The organism is Micromonospora sp. WMMD1274 (assembly GCF_049179035.1).
Taxonomy (GTDB): Bacteria; Actinomycetota; Actinomycetes; order Mycobacteriales; family Micromonosporaceae; genus Micromonospora; species Micromonospora tulbaghiae.
Genome location: NZ_JBMHMG010000001.1, coordinates 7,335,470 through 7,350,056 on the forward strand (window position 1 = coordinate 7,335,470; position 14,587 = coordinate 7,350,056).

Below are 14,587 nucleotides of genomic sequence, written 5' to 3' on the forward strand. Positions count from 1 at the left end.
CCGGTCACCAGGTGACCGGGAAGGAGGCGATGCCGCCGTTCATCCGGTCGTGCCGCCACGGGATCTCCGCAAGCGGCACGGCAGGCGACAGCGCCGGCATCCGGGTCAGCAGCGCGCCGAGCGACAGCTCCACCTGCATCCGGCCCAGCGCCGTGCCGAGGCAGAAGTGCGGCCCGAAGCCGAACGTCAGGTGCGGCACGCCGGGCCGGCGGTCGATGTCGAAGACGTTCGGCTCGGGGAAGAACCGGGGGTCGCGGTTGCCGGCCCACGGGATCGCCATCACGCAGTCGCCGGCCCGCATCGCGACCCCGCCGAGGACCAGGTCCTCGCGGACCACCTGCACCCGGAACATGGCGCTCACCGACGTGTAGCGCAGGATCTCGTCGGTGGCCGCGGGAAGCTTGCCCGGCGCGGCGCGCAGCTTCGCCAACTGCTCCGGGTGCTGGAACAGCGCGAGCAGGCCGGCGCTCGTGGAGTTGATCTCCAGCCCGCCGAGCAGCACGCCCATGGCCAGCTCGACCAGTTCGGCGTCGGCCAGCTCGTGCGCGTCTCCGCCGCGGACCCAGGCCGAGAGCAGGTCGTCACCGGGCTCGGCCCGCTTGCGCGCGAGCTGGCCGGCCAGGTAGTCCCGCAGTTCCGCCTGCGCGGTCGCGGCGGCGGCCGAGCCGTACGCGGTGACCGAGTTCAGCCCCTCGATCCAGCCGTAGAACCGGGGCCGGTCGGCGGCCGGCACGCCGAGCACGTCGCACACCACCAGCACCGGCAGCGGCGCCACCAGCCCGGCCACCACGTCGGCCGGGCGCGGACCGGCGAGCATGGCGTCGACCAGCTCGTCCACCAGCCGCTGCACCCGGGGCCGGAACGTGCCGATGCGCCGGGCGGTGAACGCGCGGCCGGCCACCCGCCGCACCACGGCGTGCGCCGCACCGTCCATGTTCAGCTCCCGAGGGCCGCCGCCGTCCGGTGTCGCTGTCGCGCCCGGCGGAAGCCGGGAGAACCGGGGATCGGCCAGGACGGTGCAGCAGTGCTCGTAGCCGAGCACGAGCCAGGCCGCCCGCCCGTCGGGCAACCGCACCCGGCTGACCGGCTCGGCCACGACCATCTCCAGCAGCTCGGCGGGAAGGTCGCCGGTGAACGGTTCGAACGGATAGGAACGCAGCCCGGAATTGACTGTCACGGCGCCACCGGCCGGCTGATAGCGGTCCACGTCCGACATCGGCTAAGGGTCCAGCATCGGTTCGTCCGGCGTCAATATCCGCGGCATCGGTCCGCGACCTTCCGCGTACCGGTGCCGATCCCCTAGCATCGGTTCTCCAGGGCTGCCGTTTCGCCGCGCGGATTGGTGGGATTTGACTGCGCCGCTGCGAATTCTGATGTCGACGTGGGGCTGGCGGTCGCATTTCTACAGCCTGGTACCGCTCGGCTGGGCGTTGCAGGCCGCCGGCCACGAGGTGCGGGTGGCCAGTCACCCGTCGATGGCCGCCACGATCAGCGCGGCCGGGCTCGCCGCCGTACCGCTGGGCGCGGACGTCGACTTCGCCGAGGCGTTCGCGGGCCGGATCGGCGCGGTGGCCCCGCTCGCCGGTTCCGCGCCGGCCGGCACGGTCGAGCCGGCGATCACCGCCGACGGCGGGGTGGTCCGGTTCGCCGAGGCCGTCCTCGACGACCTGGTCGCCTTCGGCCGGTCCTGGCGGCCGGACCTGGTCCTCTGGGAACCGTTCAACCTGGCCGCGCCGGTGGCCGCCGCCGCGCTGGGCGTGCCGGGCGTGCTGAACCTGTGGGGGCCGGACTCCTCGACCACGCTGCGCCTGGACCCGGACGAGGTGATCGGACCGCTGGCCGCCCGGTTCGGGCTCTCCGCCGCCGACGTGCCGCTGGACGGCGTACTGACGCTCGATCCGGTGCCGCCGCCCATGCAGGTGCCGATGCGGCGCCCCGGCCGCCCGGTGCGGTTCATGCCGTACAACGGCCCGGCCGTGGTGCCGGACTGGCTGCGCCGCCCGGCGGACCGGCCCCGGGTGTGCGTCACGGCGGGCACCATGATGGCCGGCGCCGGGCTGCACGACCGGCTCGACCTGGGCGGCGTGGTCCGGGCGGTGGCCGGGCTCGACGTGGAGGTCGTCGTGGTGGTCGAACCGCGCCAGCACGAGGGGCTGGGGCCGCTCCCGGCCCGGGTCCGCCTGGCCGACGGGCACCTGGCGGTACGGCTGGTGCTGCCGACCTGCGCCGCCCTGGTGCAGCAGGGCGGGGCCGGCACCACCATGACCGCGCTCACGTACGGCGTGCCACAGCTCGTCCTGCCGCAGGTCAGCGACCAGCACTTCAACGCCGGGCGGCTGGCGGCCACCGGCGCCGGCGCCTGGCTGGCGGGCGAGCGCGCCACCGCCACCGCGGTACGGGATCTCGTCGGCGAGCTGGTCGGCGACGGCCCCCGGCGGCGGGCCGCGGCGCTGATGCGTGACCGGGTCCACGCCATGCCCTCCCCCGCCGAACTGGTGCCGACGCTCGCCGCCCTGGCTCGGGGCGGCCCGATCTGAGGAGTCGCAGATGACGCAGGAGCCACCGGCCATCACCTACCCGCTCGCGCCGGCTCCGACGATCTACCACCCGTCGCCGGACTACACCCGGATGCGCGAGACGTGCCCGGTGGCCCGGGTCGAGCTGCCCGACGGGGCGTGCGCCTACCTGGCCACCCGGCACGCCGACGTGCGCCGGGTCTTCACCGACCAGCGGTTCAGCCGGGCCGCCGCGGCCGGCCCGAACCGCCCGACCCGGGAACTGGGCTCGCTCGCCGAGGACTCGCTGATCGGGATGGACCCGCCGCGGCACACCACGATGCGCCGGGCCGTCTCGCACGCGTTCACCGTCCGCCGGGTGGAGGAGCTGCGCCCGCGGGTGGCGGCGCTCGTCGACCGGATGATCGACGACCTGGAGGCGGCCGGTCCGCCGGCCGACCTGATCACGCACGTGTCCGGCCCCCTGCCGATCTCCGTGATCAGCACGCTGTTCGGCATCCCCGACCGGGACCGGGAGCGGGTACGCCAGTGGTCGGACGCGCTCGTCGGCGACTGGGACGCCGACCCGGAGGCGCCCCGGGCCGCGCTGGAGGCGTTCCGTGAGCTGATCGACCAGCGGCGCCGCGAGCCCGGCGACGACCTGATGAGCGCGCTCATCGCGGTCTGGGACGAACACGACGACCTGACCGAACGGGAGCTGGTCTCGGTCACCGCCGGGATCTTCGTGGGCGGGCACGAGACCACCACCAACCAGCTCAACCTGTTCCTGCTCGTGCTGGCCCGCCATCCCGAGCAGCTCGCCGGGCTGCGCGGCGACGATCCGGTGGCGGTCGCCCGGGCGGTCGAGGAACTGTCCCGCTTCATCCAGCTCGGCGACAACGGGGTGCTGCTGCCCCGGGTCACGACCGAGGAGGTGGAGCTGGGCGGCGTACGCCTGCCGGCCGGCGCCGCGGTGCTGCCGGCGATCGCGTCGGCGAACCGGGACGCCACCGTGTTCCCGGGCGCGGACACGCTCGACCTGGCCCGTGTGCACAACCCGCATCTGGCGTTCGGCGCCGGCCCGCACCACTGCCTGGGCGCGGCGCTGGCCCGGATGGAGTTGCAGGAGGCGCTGGGCGCACTGCTGCGGCGGCTGCCCGGGCTGCGGCTCGCGGTCGACGAGTCGGAGCTGCGGTTCCGGCCGGGGCTGGTGGTGCGCAGCCTGGAGTCGCTGCCGGTGACCTGGGACCGGTGACCGGTCAGCCGCCCGCCGACCCGGGGGTGACCCGGGTCGGCGCGGCGGGGTCGAGAGCCGCCTCCACCGCCACCTCCTCCACGCCGCGCAGCAGCCGTTCCGCCTGCTCCTCGGTGAAGCAGCCGAAGTCGAAGATCACCTGGAGGAGGACCGTCTCCGGCTGGTCCTCGACGGTGATGAACATCTGCTCGGGCAGGTGGTCCAGCGGGCCGTCCCAGACCAGGAACGTCTCGTCCGCCCGGCGGCGGATCCGCTCGGCGGTCACCGGGTCGTCGTGCAGCCCTCCGTCGGCCGCATGCCGGGTGGTCACCCGCCGGTCGTTGATCCGGCAGGTGATCCGGGCCGGGTACCCGCGTTCCGCGTCCAGCCGGTCCGCCACCTCGGCGAGCTGGGCCGGGTCGTAGTAGGCGTACTTCCCGGCGGAGACCGCGGCCCGGCGGGCGCGCGCCACCACCTCGTCCACAGTGGTGTCGGCGGTGTCGACGCGCAGCACGCCGTTCTGGCTGAGCGGGGCGACGGCCTCGGCGAAGCCCGGCCGGAACCGGTTGCCGACGATGAGCTTGGCGGTGAGCGGGCTGACGCCGGTGGCCCGGCCGATCGCGACCGCGATGACCGCGAGCAGCACGCGGGAGGTGTCGGTGCGGGTCCGCGCCGCGACGGCCCGCACCGCCAGGTACGCCGCGGGCGAGCTGAACCGGCCGTGCCAGTACCGGTGACCCCGGCGCCCACCGGCGGCCGGCTCACCGAACGTCAGCGGCGGGACGTCGCGCAGGTGTCCGGCCCAGTGACGCACGGCCCGGTCGCTGACCCGGCGCAGCGGCGGCGTCGCCTCCCGCCGGCCGAGGTCGAGGATCTGCACGGTACGCGGGTCGGCGACCCGGCGGACCGGCCGGCCGGCCAGGCCGAGGTCGGCCAGGATCAGGGACGTGGCGGTGCCGTCCACCACGAGGTGGTCGATCGTCAGCACCCGGTGCACCAGGGCGCCCCGGTGCCGGATCACCGCCATCTTCACCGACCAGTCCCGGTAGAGGTCGTAGTGGCTCAGCAGGCGGGCGTGGCCCAGGTCGTAGGCGAACGCGGCCACGTCGGCCGGGTCGGCGTCGTCGGGTACGTCCACCACGTCCAGGACCGTCTCGCCGCTTCCCGACACGACCTGGCACGGGCCGCTCCCGTCGCCGTCGCCCAGCCGCATCCGCAACGCCGGGTGGCGGGCCATCAGCGCGGCGAACTCGGCCGCGACCTGCTCGACCGTGACACCTGCCGGCACCGGGTGGGCACCGCTGACGTTGTGCGTCCAGCCGGTCTCCCGCATGTCCTGCATGATGGCCTTCTGCCCCCAGGTCAGGGGCGCGGTGCCGGCGCCCGGCCCGGCGAACGGCACGGGAACCTGGGCCTGGACCGTCTGCGCGAACACCCGTTCATCAGAGCAACGCGTATCGGCGTGTGTCAACGTGAGCGCGCACGGTTACGCTGCCGTCCATGCGGGACGCCGTCCGGGTCTGGATCCTTGCGGCAGCGGTGCCGGCGGACGAGCTGGCCCGGTACCGGGCGGTGCTCGACGCGGACGAGCGGGACCGGGCCGCGCGGTTCGGCACCGGGGTGCTGCGGGACCGGTTCACGGTGGCGCACGGCGCGCTGCGCGTCCTGGCCGGAGGGGCCACCGGCACGCCACCGGCGGCGCTGACCTGGCGCCGGGGCCGGTACGGCAAACCGGCGCTGACCGCACCGTGGAGCGGGCTGCACACGAGCCTGTCGTACTCCGGCGGTCTCGTGGCGGTCGCGCTCAGCGAGGGCCGTCCGGTCGGGGTGGACATCCAGCACGTCGCGCCGGGCGGGGATCCGGTGTCGGCGGCCGCGCGCTTCTTCCACCCCCGGGAGGCGCGGCACGTCGCGGCCGGACCGGACCCGGCCGGCCGGGCGCTGCGGTTCACCCGGCTGTGGGCGCGCAAGGAGGCGGCCGTCAAGGCGGCGGGGGGCCGGCTGTGGCCCAACCTCGGGATGCCGGTGCACCGGGGCGACGTGGTCGAGTGCGTCGACCCGGCCGGCCCGCACCGGCTCGCCGACCTGCCCACGCCCGCCGGGTACGCGGTGGCGGTCGCGCTCGCCGGCGACCGGCCGTACGCCGTCGAGTGCCGCACCGGCCTCGGTCACGATCGGTGACGATCGCCGTACCCGTTGACACCCGCCGATGTCCCCTGCTCTGATGGCTCCATGCCGACGCGCATGATCGACTCGTGGGACCACCGGTGCTAGCACACGACGCCCCGCCCCGTGACCAGGTCGTGGCCCGCCTGACCCTGCTGCTGACCCGGATGCTCCGGCCGGACGCCCCGGTCACCGAGCAGACCCAGCTGATGGACGAGCTCGGCCTCAGTTCCTCCCTCGGCCTGGAGCTGCTGCTGGCGCTGGAGGACGAGCTGGAGATCCAGATCGACGTCGAGGAACTGGACGAGGACCGGATGGCCACGCTCGGCGACCTGGCCGACTACATCACCGCCAACTCCACCCCGCGCTGACCGGGCCGACCATGGACCGGCCCGGCCTGAGCGTGGTGGTGCCCGCGCACGAGAACGCATCAGCGCTCGACGCGACGCTGCGCTCGCTGACCCGGCAGACGCTGCCGTCCGGGGACTTCGAGGTGGTCGTCGGCGACGACGGCTCGGCCGTGGCGCTGGGCCCGGTGGTGGACGCGTACCGGGACCGGCTGCGGATCGACTACGTCCGCAGCGAGCGGAACCGGGGCCGCAGCGCCAACCGAAACGCGGCGGCGGCCCGCGCCCGCGCGGACACGCTGATGTTCCTGGACGCCGACACGGTGGCGCATCCTGGGCTGCTGCAACGGCACCGCGACTTCCACGCCGGGCGGGCCGGCCGGCCGGGGGTGCTGCTCGGCCAGCGGTACGACCTGGACTGGGCCGGCGCGGACGCGCTGCGCCGGGGTGAGCCGGTCGCCCCGTCGATGCTCGACGCCGAGCGCGGCGACCCGCGGCTGGAGGACATCGCCCTTCCGCAGCGGATGGACGACTTCCCGAGCGCGCCCTGGGTGCTGGGCCTGACCCACAACGCCTCGGTGGACCACGAGTCGTTCCGGCGGGTCGGCGGCTTCGACGAGGCGATGGTCAAGTGGGGCTTCGAGGACCTCGACTTCTTCTACCGGGTGTTCCACCTGCACGGCGCCCCGCCGGGGCTGTTCCGGCTGGACGTCGACGCACTCTCCTACCACCTGCCGCACTTCCGCAAGACGTCCAACGGGCTCGCCTCGATGGACAACATGAAGTACCTGCTGCGCAAGCACCTGCGCTACGACGTCGAGGTGCTGTACGGGCTCAACACGTTCGGCCGGCACCTGGGCCGGATCCGGCTCTACGGCCAGGCCATCGAGGCGTACCGGGCCGGTGGGCTGGGCCGGCCGGACGTCCTGCCCGCGTCGCTGCGCGACGAGCTGACGGGGAGCGCGGCCCTGGTCGTCGGCAACGGCGTGTCCGCGCTGGCCCTGGGCGCCGGGTCGCACACGTTCGACCACGACGCGCCGGTCGGCGAGACGAACTCGCACCTGCTCGGCACCGTGCTCCAGCAGTTCAAGGCCGGCGCGCTGGACGTGATCGTCAACGTCGACATGTGGCGGTGCCTGCTGCCCGAGGACCTGCCCGCGTTCCTCACCCGTGGGCTGCTCAAGGCCGACCGGATCGAGCTGGTAGCCACCCGTACCGGCCCGGACCAGCGCGCCCTGCTACCGGTGCCGCTGGTCGCCGACCTCGACTACGTGGCCGACATGCTGCGCCCGCACTTCACCGTCGCCGTCGCCGCGTACGACACCGCCACGGTGATCACGCTCCGCTGAGGTCCCCGGCCGCCGGTCAGGACGGGCGCGCCAGGACCAGGCTGACGTTGTGGCCGCCGAAGCCGAAGGAGTTGGACAGCACCGCGTCCACCGCCGCCACCCGCGCCTTCTCGCGGATGTGGTCGACCTCGCCCGCCCGCTCCGGGTCGTCCAGGTTGTGCGTGGGCGGCAGCAGGCCGCGACGCAGCGCCTCGACCGCGATCGCGGCCTCGATCACGCCGGAGACGCCGAGCATGTGCCCGGTGACGCCTTTTGTCGAACTCAGCGGCGGCGGGCCGGCCCGGTAGACCTCGGTGAGCGCGGCCAGCTCGGCGGCGTCCCCGGCCCGGGTGCTGGTGCCGTGCGCGTTGACGTACCCGATGTCGGCGGGCACCAGCCCGGCGTCGCGGACGGCCATCCGCATGCACGCGGCCGCGCCGGCGCCGTCGGGGCGCGGCGTAGTCGGGTGGTGGGCGTCGTTCGTGGCGCCCCAGCCGAGCACGTCGGCGTGGCGGTGGGCGCCGCGCGCGGCGGCGTGCGCGGCGCGTTCCAGCACGAACACCCCGGCGCCCTCGCCGAGGACGAGCCCGTTGCGGCGCCTGTCGAAGGGGCGGCTCGCGGCGGCCGGGTCGGCCCAGCCGCGGGCGAGCGCCCGGGCGTTGCCGAACGCGTACGCGAAGGTCGGGAACAGCGGCGCCTCTGCGCATCCGGCGAGCACCACGTCCGCCTCCCCGGCGCGCAGGATGCGCAGCGCCTCGCCGATCGACTGCGCCCCGGCGGCGCACGCCGTGCCGATGGACGAGGTGTAGCCGTGGATGCCGAACTTGATCGCGATGCGGGCCGCGCCCATGTTCGGCAGCGTCCCGGGCAGCATGTACGGGCTGACCCCGAACCGGCCCCGCGCGGCGCGGCCGAGCACCTGTTCCTCCAGCATGGACAGACCGCCGACGCCGGAGACGACGGCCGCGACCCGGTACGGGTCGACGTCGTGGCCGATCCGCAGTCCGGCGTCGGCGAGCGCGTCCTCGGCGGCGCGCAGCACCATCACGATCGACCGGTCCACGACGCGGGACTCCGGGCCGGGCAGCACGCTCACCGGGTCGATCGCCGGGGCGAACGCGGCGACGTCGACCACGCCGTGCAGCGGATGGCCGGTGGGCGGGCGGGAGAGCCCGGACCGGCTGTCGCAGACCGCGTCGAACACCTCGGCGGCGGTGGAGCCGACCGGGCTGACCAGCCCGATCCCGGTGACGGTGACCGGTTCGCGCACGCTCACCGGCCCCGGTGTGCCGGCCGGGCCGCCGGGACGCGGCGCGGCCGGGTGCGGTGCGCCGGCATCGGTCAGTGCGCCGAGGCCGGTGCGATGCGCGCCGCCACGGTCCGGCTGAACTCGCCGACCGTCATCATGGCGAGTTCCTCCGCCTCGTCGTCGTCGAAGGCGACCCCGAACCGGTCCTCCACGCGCACCGCCAGCTCGGCCAGGCCGAGGGAGTCCACGTCGAGCCCGGCCGGGCCGAAGACGGTGTCATCGTCGACGTCGGAGACGTCGTACTTCATCTCGGTGAGTGCGGCGAGGAGGAACGCGCGGATCTCGTCGGTCATGTCCGGTGTTTCCCTTCCACGGCGTCCTGGCGGCGCGCTCGACCTGCTCGACGGAACGTGTGAGGCGCGGAGCGGACACTCCGCGTGGCATCGACCTTACTCGATCGGGTTGGTTTGGCAAGGTGCCCGGTCGGCCAGCCGTACCGGCAGCCGGTCGTACCCGCGCAGCATCAGCGCGCGGCGCGGCCCGGGCTCGGCGGCCAGCGCCGGGAAGCGGTCCAGCAGGCGGGGCAGCACCAGTCGTCCCTCGGCGCGGGCCAGCGTCGCCCCGAAGCAGTAGTGCGGCCCGGCGCTGAACGCCAGGTGCCGGTTGTCGGTGCGCGACGGGTCGAACCGGTCCGGGTCGGGGAAGCGGCGCGGATCCCGGTTCGCGGCGCCGGTCAGCACCACCACCGTCCGGCCGGCCGTCACCGGCAGGCCGGCGACCTCGGTGTCCGCGGCGGCGTAGCGGACCGCGAAGTGCACCGGCGGCTCGTACCGCAGGATCTCCTCGACGTACGACGCGGCCAGCGACGGATCGGCGCGCAACGCGTCCCGCGCGGCCGGCCGCTCGGTGAGCAGCACCAGCCCGTTGCCGAGCAGGTTCGCGGTGGTCCGGAACCCGGCGTTGTACATGATGATCAGGTTGGCCAGCAGCTCGTCGGCGGTCATCCGGCCGGGTTCGGCGTCCAGGCCGCGCAGCAGCGCCGAGACGAGGTCGTCGCGCGGCCGCTCCCGGCGCGCGGCGACCAGATCGGTGAAGTACGCGGTCAGCTCCGCCGCCGCGACGTTGGCGGCCCGGACCTCGCGCATGGACCGGCGGCCGATCTCCAGCACCGCGTCGAACGCGCGGACCCGGGACGGGAACCACTCCCGGTCCGCCTCCGGCACGCCGAGCAGCTCGCCGATGACGTCACTGGGCAGCCGCAGCGCGAAGCGGGCCATGAAGTCGACCGGGCGGCCGTCCGCGCCGTCCGCGGCGAGTCCGTCGAGCAGGCCGTCGGCGATGCGCCCGATGGCCGGTTCCAGCGCGGCGACCCGGCGCGGGGTGAGCGCCTGGGAGAACAGGTGCCGGACCCGCAGGTGGTCCCCCTCGGCGGCGTTGAGCATCGACGACTGGAGGATCCGGATGACCTGGTGCTCGCGCCAGCGCACCCCGGCCCGGTCCAGGTAGTCGGCGCCGAGCACCCGGAAGACGGGGTCGCGCAGCACCCGGTTGACCGCGTCGTACCCGTGCACGACGAGCGCGTGCGGGTCGGCCGGCCGCAGCGCGACCGCCTCCCCCGCCTCGTGCAGCCGGGCGTAGAACGGGTACGGGTCGCGCCGCACCTCGTCACCGAGCAGCTCGTCGAGGGAGATCGTCACGCGCACGGCCGCTCCTCGCGTACGCCGGCGAGCATGTCGGCGGTGGTGTGCGCCCGGATGCCGGGCGGCACCGGGTCGGCGAACCGCGCGACGACCGCCCGGACGTGGGTCTCGGCGGCGTCGGCCAGGCCGTCGTAGACGGCCGCGAACAGGTCCCGGGCCGCCCGGCGCGGCCATCCGGTGGGCAGCAGTTCCAGCGGCAGCCGCGGGTCGAGCGTGGGAAACCGCCGGTACGTGTCCATCACCTCGGTCCGGGCCCGCACGGCGGCGGCGCCGTCGACGGACCCGAGCCGCGACACCAGCGGCGTCCACCGGCGCAGGAACGCCTCGTAGTGCCCGCTGATCGCGTCGACGTCCCAGGCGTCCACAGGAGCGCGCTGGCCGATCGCGTCCAGCGCGTCCTGCCGCCCCCGGAAGACCGTGACCGCGCCGAGGGCGAGCTGGGCGAGCCGCGCCCGCGCCGGCCCGGCCAGCTCGTACGGCGAGATCCACAGCCCGTCGTAGAGCGGCGCGAAGCCGAGCCAGCGCAACTGGCCGCGCAGCGCCCGGCGCTGGGTGCCGTGGTCCTGCGGCAGCGAGAAGGCGACGATGGTCCAGCACCCGTCCCACGCCTGCGTCTCGGCCGTGGAGGCGGTGATCCAGTTCCCGCCGGCGGACAGGTCGGCGGCGGCGGCGCGACTGAGCCGGTAGAAGCTGTTGCGGCCCTGGCGGGCGCCCTCCAGCACACCGCGGCGGGCCAGCCGGCTGATCGCCGTACGCGCACCGGCGCTGGTCACGCCGGCCTCGCCGAGCAGCGCGACGATCGCCGCGGACGGCAGCGCGGCGCGGGTACGCAGCGTGTAGTCGGTCAGGAGGGTCACCGCGACGCTCTGCGGCGAGGTGCCGGCCTGCCGCCGGGGCAGCCGCGGCGCCGGCCCCTCGTCCGGGTAGATCTCCTCGATGTCGAACGGGCTTGCCACACGCGCTCCGGACTCGGCTCAGGGACGGTGCACCGACTGTAGACGAACGCCGCCGCAGCTCATCGGAGCACATCGATTGACACTTCGGCGTCCGGCCGGAACACTATGTGCCAAACGACGGAGCCGGGCCGGGCGATCCACGTCAGTGGGTGAGGCGCGACACCGCGGCGGCCCGGGTCGCCGGCGCGGCGCGCACCCGCCCGTCCCCGCCCGCACAGGGCGATCGAAGGAGTCTCCGTGAGAATCAGAGCCAAGATGGTGGTGGCCCTGGCCGCGTCGCTGGTGGCGGCCGGCCTGGTGATCCCCGCCGTCCAACCCGCGTACGCGGCGTCGCTGACCGAGGTGACCAGCTTCGGCGACAACCCCGGCCGGATGCGCATGCACGTCTACGTGCCGGACGCCCGCCCGGCCCGGCCGGCCACAGTGGTGGCCATGCACGGCTGCGGCGGTTCCGGCCCCGGCTTCTACTCCGGCAGCGAGTTCGCCGGGCTGGCCGACCGGTACGGGTTCATCGTGATCTACCCCAGCGCGACCCAGCAGGCCGGCTTCGGCAACTGCTTCGACACCTGGTCCGACGCGGCCAAGCGGCGCGGCGGCGGCAGCGACCCGGTGTCGCTCATCTCGATGGTCCGCTACGTCCAGCAGCAGTACGGCGCCGACCCGGACCGGGTCTACGCCACCGGCAGCTCGTCCGGCGGCATGATGACCAACCACATGCTGGCGCTCTACCCGGACGTCTTCAAGGCCGGCGCGGCGTTCATGGGCGTGCCGTTCAACTGCTTCGCCGGCGCCGCCGACTATCCCCCCGGCTCCAGCCAGTGCACCGGCGGGAACATGAACCGCACCCCGCAGCAGTGGGGTGACGCGGTCCGCCAGGCGTACCCCGGCTACACCGGGCCCCGCCCCCGGGTGCAGTTGTGGCACGGCACCAACGACACGCTGGTGCCGTACTCGCTGCTCCAGGAGACGATCGAGCAGTGGACGAACGTGTTCGGCCTCAGCCAGAACCCGACGTCCACCGACACGCCGCAGTCCGGCTGGAACCGGCGGCGCTACGCCGACACCAACGGCACCGTCCAGGTCGAGGCGTACAGCATCCAGGGCGCCGGGCACAGCCTGCCGTCGGCGGGCATGGCCGCGGCCGCGGTGGCGTTCTTCGGCCTGACCGGCACGCCCGGTCCGACCACGCCCCCGCCCGGTCCGACCACGCCGCCGCCCGGTCCGACCACGCCCCCGCCGGGCCCGACCACACCCCCGCCCGGTCCGACCACACCCCCGCCGGGCCCGACCACCCCGCCGCCCGGCACCGGCGCCTGCTCGGTGAGCATCGAGCTGAACGCCTGGAACAACGGGCTGACCGAGAACATCACCGTCACCAACACCGGCACCGCCGCGGTGAACGGCTGGTCGCTGGTGTTCACGCTGCCCGGCGGCCAGACCATCACCTCGGGCTGGAACGCGTCCTACTCCCCCGCCTCGGGCCAGGTGACCGCGCGCAACCTCGCGTACAACGCGGTCATCCCGGCCCGTGGCTCGACCACCATCGGCTTCCAGGCCACGCACACCGGCAACACCGCCCGGCCCGGCTCGTTCAGCCTCAACGGCTCACCCTGCACGCTGACCTGACCGGCACCCCGCACTCCGGCGTTTCTTCCCACGGCGCCGGGGACGGCCCCGCGACCCGAGAGGTCGCGGGGCCGTTTCACGCGTGCACCAGCTCACCTGCGGCATAACGTTGAACCAAACGGTTCAGTGTCGTACGGTGAACCTCGTGGTTCAGCAAGAGACGCTCGACCGGGTGTTCGCCAGCCTGGCCGACCCCACCCGACGCGACATCCTGATCCGGCTCGGCGCGGGCCCGGCCACCATCAGCGAGCTGACCGAGCCCACCGGGATGAGCCTCACCGGCATGCGCAAGCACGTGCGCGCGCTGGAGGACGCGGGCCTCGTGGTGACGCGCAAGGTCGGCCGGTCCCGGCAGTGCCGGCTCAGCGAGGCGCCGCTGGACTCGGCCATGGCCTGGATCGCCTTCTACCGACGGCTCTGGGCGCGCCGCCTCGACGGCCTCGACGCCTATCTCACACTCACCACGGAGGACCGCGACCATGACGCTCCACATACGGGTGACACGGCACCTTCCGGGCACCCCTGACGAGGCGTTCGACGCCTACACCGACGCCGGCAAACAGAAGATCTGGTTCGGCATCCTGGACGAGGAGCCCGGCATCGTGGAGATCGACGTCGACCTGCGGATCGGCGGGAGGCAGACCGCCGTCTGGGGTCCGTCCCCCGACATGCTGTTCCGTGAGACGCAGACGTTCCTGGAGATCGACCGCCCGCGCCGGCTGGTCACCGAGTCCACGGGCACCGGCCCGGACGGCACGACCATGACCACGCGCATCGAGGTCACCTTCGAGGCGAGGGACGGCGGCACGCTGATGACAGTGGTGCAGAGCGGCTTCCCGACCCCGGACCTGCGCGACTTCTTCGCCGGCGAGGTCTGGGCCGGGGCGTTCGCCCGCATCGAGGCTTACCTGGTCCGAGAGCACGCAGAGGAGACCTCCCGTGGCTGACCTGTCCCGCACCGCCGTCGTCGCGCTCGCCACCGCCGCCGCGGTGGTCGTCAACCTGATCGTGTACGCGATCGGCAGGGCGGCCGGCGGCAGCTTCCTGTTCACCGCCGACGGCCGGCGGGTCGAGGTCGACGCGGTGACCGTCGCGGGCTTCAGCGCGCTGCCGCTGGCGCTCGGGCTCACCGCCGTCGCCCTGCTGGCGTCCCGGTTCGCCTGGGTGGTCCGGGCGGCACTGATCATCGGCCCGGTGCTCGCGGTCCTCACGATCGCCACCATGACGCTGCCCGCCGATCTGGACGCCACCAGCACGATCACGCTGGCGGTGTGCCACCTCACGCTCGCCCCGATCATCGTCGTCGCGGTGACCGCCCTCGGCCGGCGCGCGCGCCGCGCCACCACCGGCCCGGTCGCCGCCTGAGCCCGGGCGCGACCGGCCGCGCCCGCCCGCTGTCACCGGGTGTGGCCGGGTAGACAGCCACCACCGGCCCTTTTTGCCGACACCGCGTTGTTAACATGACGACATGGTGTCGACAAGTTTG

The 14,587-nt window shown here is 74.3% G+C and carries 15 protein-coding genes; 9 read left to right on the forward strand and 6 right to left on the reverse strand.

Features of this window, described 5'->3' with window-relative positions:
* Positions 1-4: 4 nt before the first annotated feature.
* Positions 5-1,216, reverse strand: a complete 1,212-nt coding sequence (locus ACN27D_RS34605; RefSeq protein WP_421501039.1) for a cytochrome P450 — start codon at positions 1,214-1,216, stop codon at positions 5-7.
* 157 nt (positions 1,217-1,373) lie between these two features.
* Here ACN27D_RS34605 and ACN27D_RS34610 point away from each other — a divergent pair, with 157 nt between their 5' ends.
* Positions 1,374-2,537: a nucleotide disphospho-sugar-binding domain-containing protein gene (locus ACN27D_RS34610; RefSeq protein ID WP_421501040.1), complete on the forward strand. Its 1,164-nt coding sequence runs from the start codon at positions 1,374-1,376 to the stop codon at positions 2,535-2,537.
* Positions 2,538-2,547: 10 nt separating this feature from the next.
* Positions 2,548-3,750: a cytochrome P450 gene (locus ACN27D_RS34615; RefSeq protein WP_364806477.1), complete on the forward strand. Its 1,203-nt coding sequence runs from the start codon at positions 2,548-2,550 to the stop codon at positions 3,748-3,750.
* Positions 3,751-3,754: 4 nt separating this feature from the next.
* Here the strand turns inward: ACN27D_RS34615 and ACN27D_RS34620 are convergent, their stop codons facing one another.
* Positions 3,755-5,164, reverse strand: a complete 1,410-nt coding sequence (locus tag ACN27D_RS34620; RefSeq protein ID WP_421501041.1) for a condensation domain-containing protein — start codon at positions 5,162-5,164, stop codon at positions 3,755-3,757.
* Between the two features lie 65 nt (positions 5,165-5,229).
* On the opposite strand from ACN27D_RS34620, the gene ACN27D_RS34625 reads away from it, so the two are divergent.
* From ACN27D_RS34625 to ACN27D_RS34635, 3 genes are all read left to right on the forward strand, one after another.
* Positions 5,230-5,910, forward strand: a complete 681-nt coding sequence (locus tag ACN27D_RS34625; RefSeq protein ID WP_421501042.1) for a 4'-phosphopantetheinyl transferase family protein — start codon at positions 5,230-5,232, stop codon at positions 5,908-5,910.
* Between the two features lie 74 nt (positions 5,911-5,984).
* On the forward strand, positions 5,985-6,266 hold the full coding sequence (locus tag ACN27D_RS34630) for a phosphopantetheine-binding protein (protein WP_121685325.1): 282 nt from the start codon (positions 5,985-5,987) through the stop codon (positions 6,264-6,266).
* Positions 6,267-6,277: 11 nt separating this feature from the next.
* Positions 6,278-7,591: a glycosyltransferase family 2 protein gene (locus ACN27D_RS34635; protein ID WP_121685324.1), complete on the forward strand. Its 1,314-nt coding sequence runs from the start codon at positions 6,278-6,280 to the stop codon at positions 7,589-7,591.
* 16 nt (positions 7,592-7,607) lie between these two features.
* Here ACN27D_RS34635 and ACN27D_RS34640 read toward each other — a convergent pair whose 3' ends face one another.
* The 4 genes from ACN27D_RS34640 to ACN27D_RS34655 form a co-directional block, all read right to left on the reverse strand.
* On the reverse strand, positions 7,608-8,846 hold the full coding sequence (locus ACN27D_RS34640; RefSeq protein WP_421501043.1) for a beta-ketoacyl-[acyl-carrier-protein] synthase family protein: 1,239 nt from the start codon (positions 8,844-8,846) through the stop codon (positions 7,608-7,610).
* A 65-nt stretch (positions 8,847-8,911) separates the two neighbouring features.
* The gene (locus ACN27D_RS34645) at positions 8,912-9,172 is read right to left on the reverse strand and encodes an acyl carrier protein (protein WP_121685322.1); all 261 of its coding nucleotides are present in this window, start codon (positions 9,170-9,172) and stop codon (positions 8,912-8,914) included.
* A gap of 96 nt (positions 9,173-9,268) precedes the next feature.
* A complete protein-coding gene (locus ACN27D_RS34650; RefSeq protein ID WP_421501044.1) occupies positions 9,269-10,522 on the reverse strand; it encodes a cytochrome P450 in 1,254 nt (417 codons plus the stop codon).
* Complete coding sequence (locus ACN27D_RS34655; RefSeq protein ID WP_421501045.1) at positions 10,513-11,475, reverse strand: PaaX family transcriptional regulator C-terminal domain-containing protein; 963 nt, start codon at positions 11,473-11,475, stop codon at positions 10,513-10,515. Before ACN27D_RS34655 ends, ACN27D_RS34650 begins: the two co-directional genes overlap by 10 nt.
* A gap of 255 nt (positions 11,476-11,730) precedes the next feature.
* On the opposite strand from ACN27D_RS34655, the gene ACN27D_RS34660 reads away from it, so the two are divergent.
* From ACN27D_RS34660 to ACN27D_RS34675, 4 genes are all read left to right on the forward strand, one after another.
* Positions 11,731-13,101, forward strand: a complete 1,371-nt coding sequence (locus ACN27D_RS34660) for a PHB depolymerase family esterase (protein WP_421501230.1) — start codon at positions 11,731-11,733, stop codon at positions 13,099-13,101.
* A gap of 145 nt (positions 13,102-13,246) precedes the next feature.
* Entirely contained in the window at positions 13,247-13,627 is a 381-nt protein-coding gene (locus ACN27D_RS34665) for an ArsR/SmtB family transcription factor (protein ID WP_421501046.1), read from the forward strand.
* Complete coding sequence (locus tag ACN27D_RS34670; protein WP_421501047.1) at positions 13,581-14,048, forward strand: SRPBCC family protein; 468 nt, start codon at positions 13,581-13,583, stop codon at positions 14,046-14,048. The genes ACN27D_RS34665 and ACN27D_RS34670 overlap by 47 nt, the downstream gene beginning before the upstream one ends.
* Positions 14,041-14,466 (forward strand): DUF6069 family protein, encoded by a 426-nt coding sequence (locus ACN27D_RS34675; protein ID WP_421501048.1) that lies wholly within the window; start codon positions 14,041-14,043, stop codon positions 14,464-14,466. The genes ACN27D_RS34670 and ACN27D_RS34675 overlap by 8 nt, the downstream gene beginning before the upstream one ends.
* The last annotated feature ends 121 nt before the right edge of the window (positions 14,467-14,587 follow it).

Bases quoted from the DNA above. Each gene is read 5' to 3' on its own strand.
- ACN27D_RS34605 (WP_421501039.1), bottom strand. From the start codon at position 1,216: ATGTCGGACGTGGACCGCTATCAGCCGGCCGGTGGCGCCGTGACAGTC.
- ACN27D_RS34625 (WP_421501042.1), top strand. From the start codon at position 5,230: ATGCGGGACGCCGTCCGGGTCTGGATCCTTGCGGCAGCGGTGCCGGCG.
- ACN27D_RS34645 (WP_121685322.1), bottom strand. From the start codon at position 9,172: ATGACCGACGAGATCCGCGCGTTCCTCCTCGCCGCACTCACCGAGATG.
- ACN27D_RS34610 (WP_421501040.1), top strand. From the start codon at position 1,374: ATGTCGACGTGGGGCTGGCGGTCGCATTTCTACAGCCTGGTACCGCTC.
- ACN27D_RS34660 (WP_421501230.1), top strand. From the start codon at position 11,731: ATGGTGGTGGCCCTGGCCGCGTCGCTGGTGGCGGCCGGCCTGGTGATC.
- ACN27D_RS34670 (WP_421501047.1), top strand. From the start codon at position 13,581: ATGACGCTCCACATACGGGTGACACGGCACCTTCCGGGCACCCCTGAC.
- ACN27D_RS34615 (WP_364806477.1), top strand. From the start codon at position 2,548: ATGACGCAGGAGCCACCGGCCATCACCTACCCGCTCGCGCCGGCTCCG.
- ACN27D_RS34635 (WP_121685324.1), top strand. From the start codon at position 6,278: ATGGACCGGCCCGGCCTGAGCGTGGTGGTGCCCGCGCACGAGAACGCA.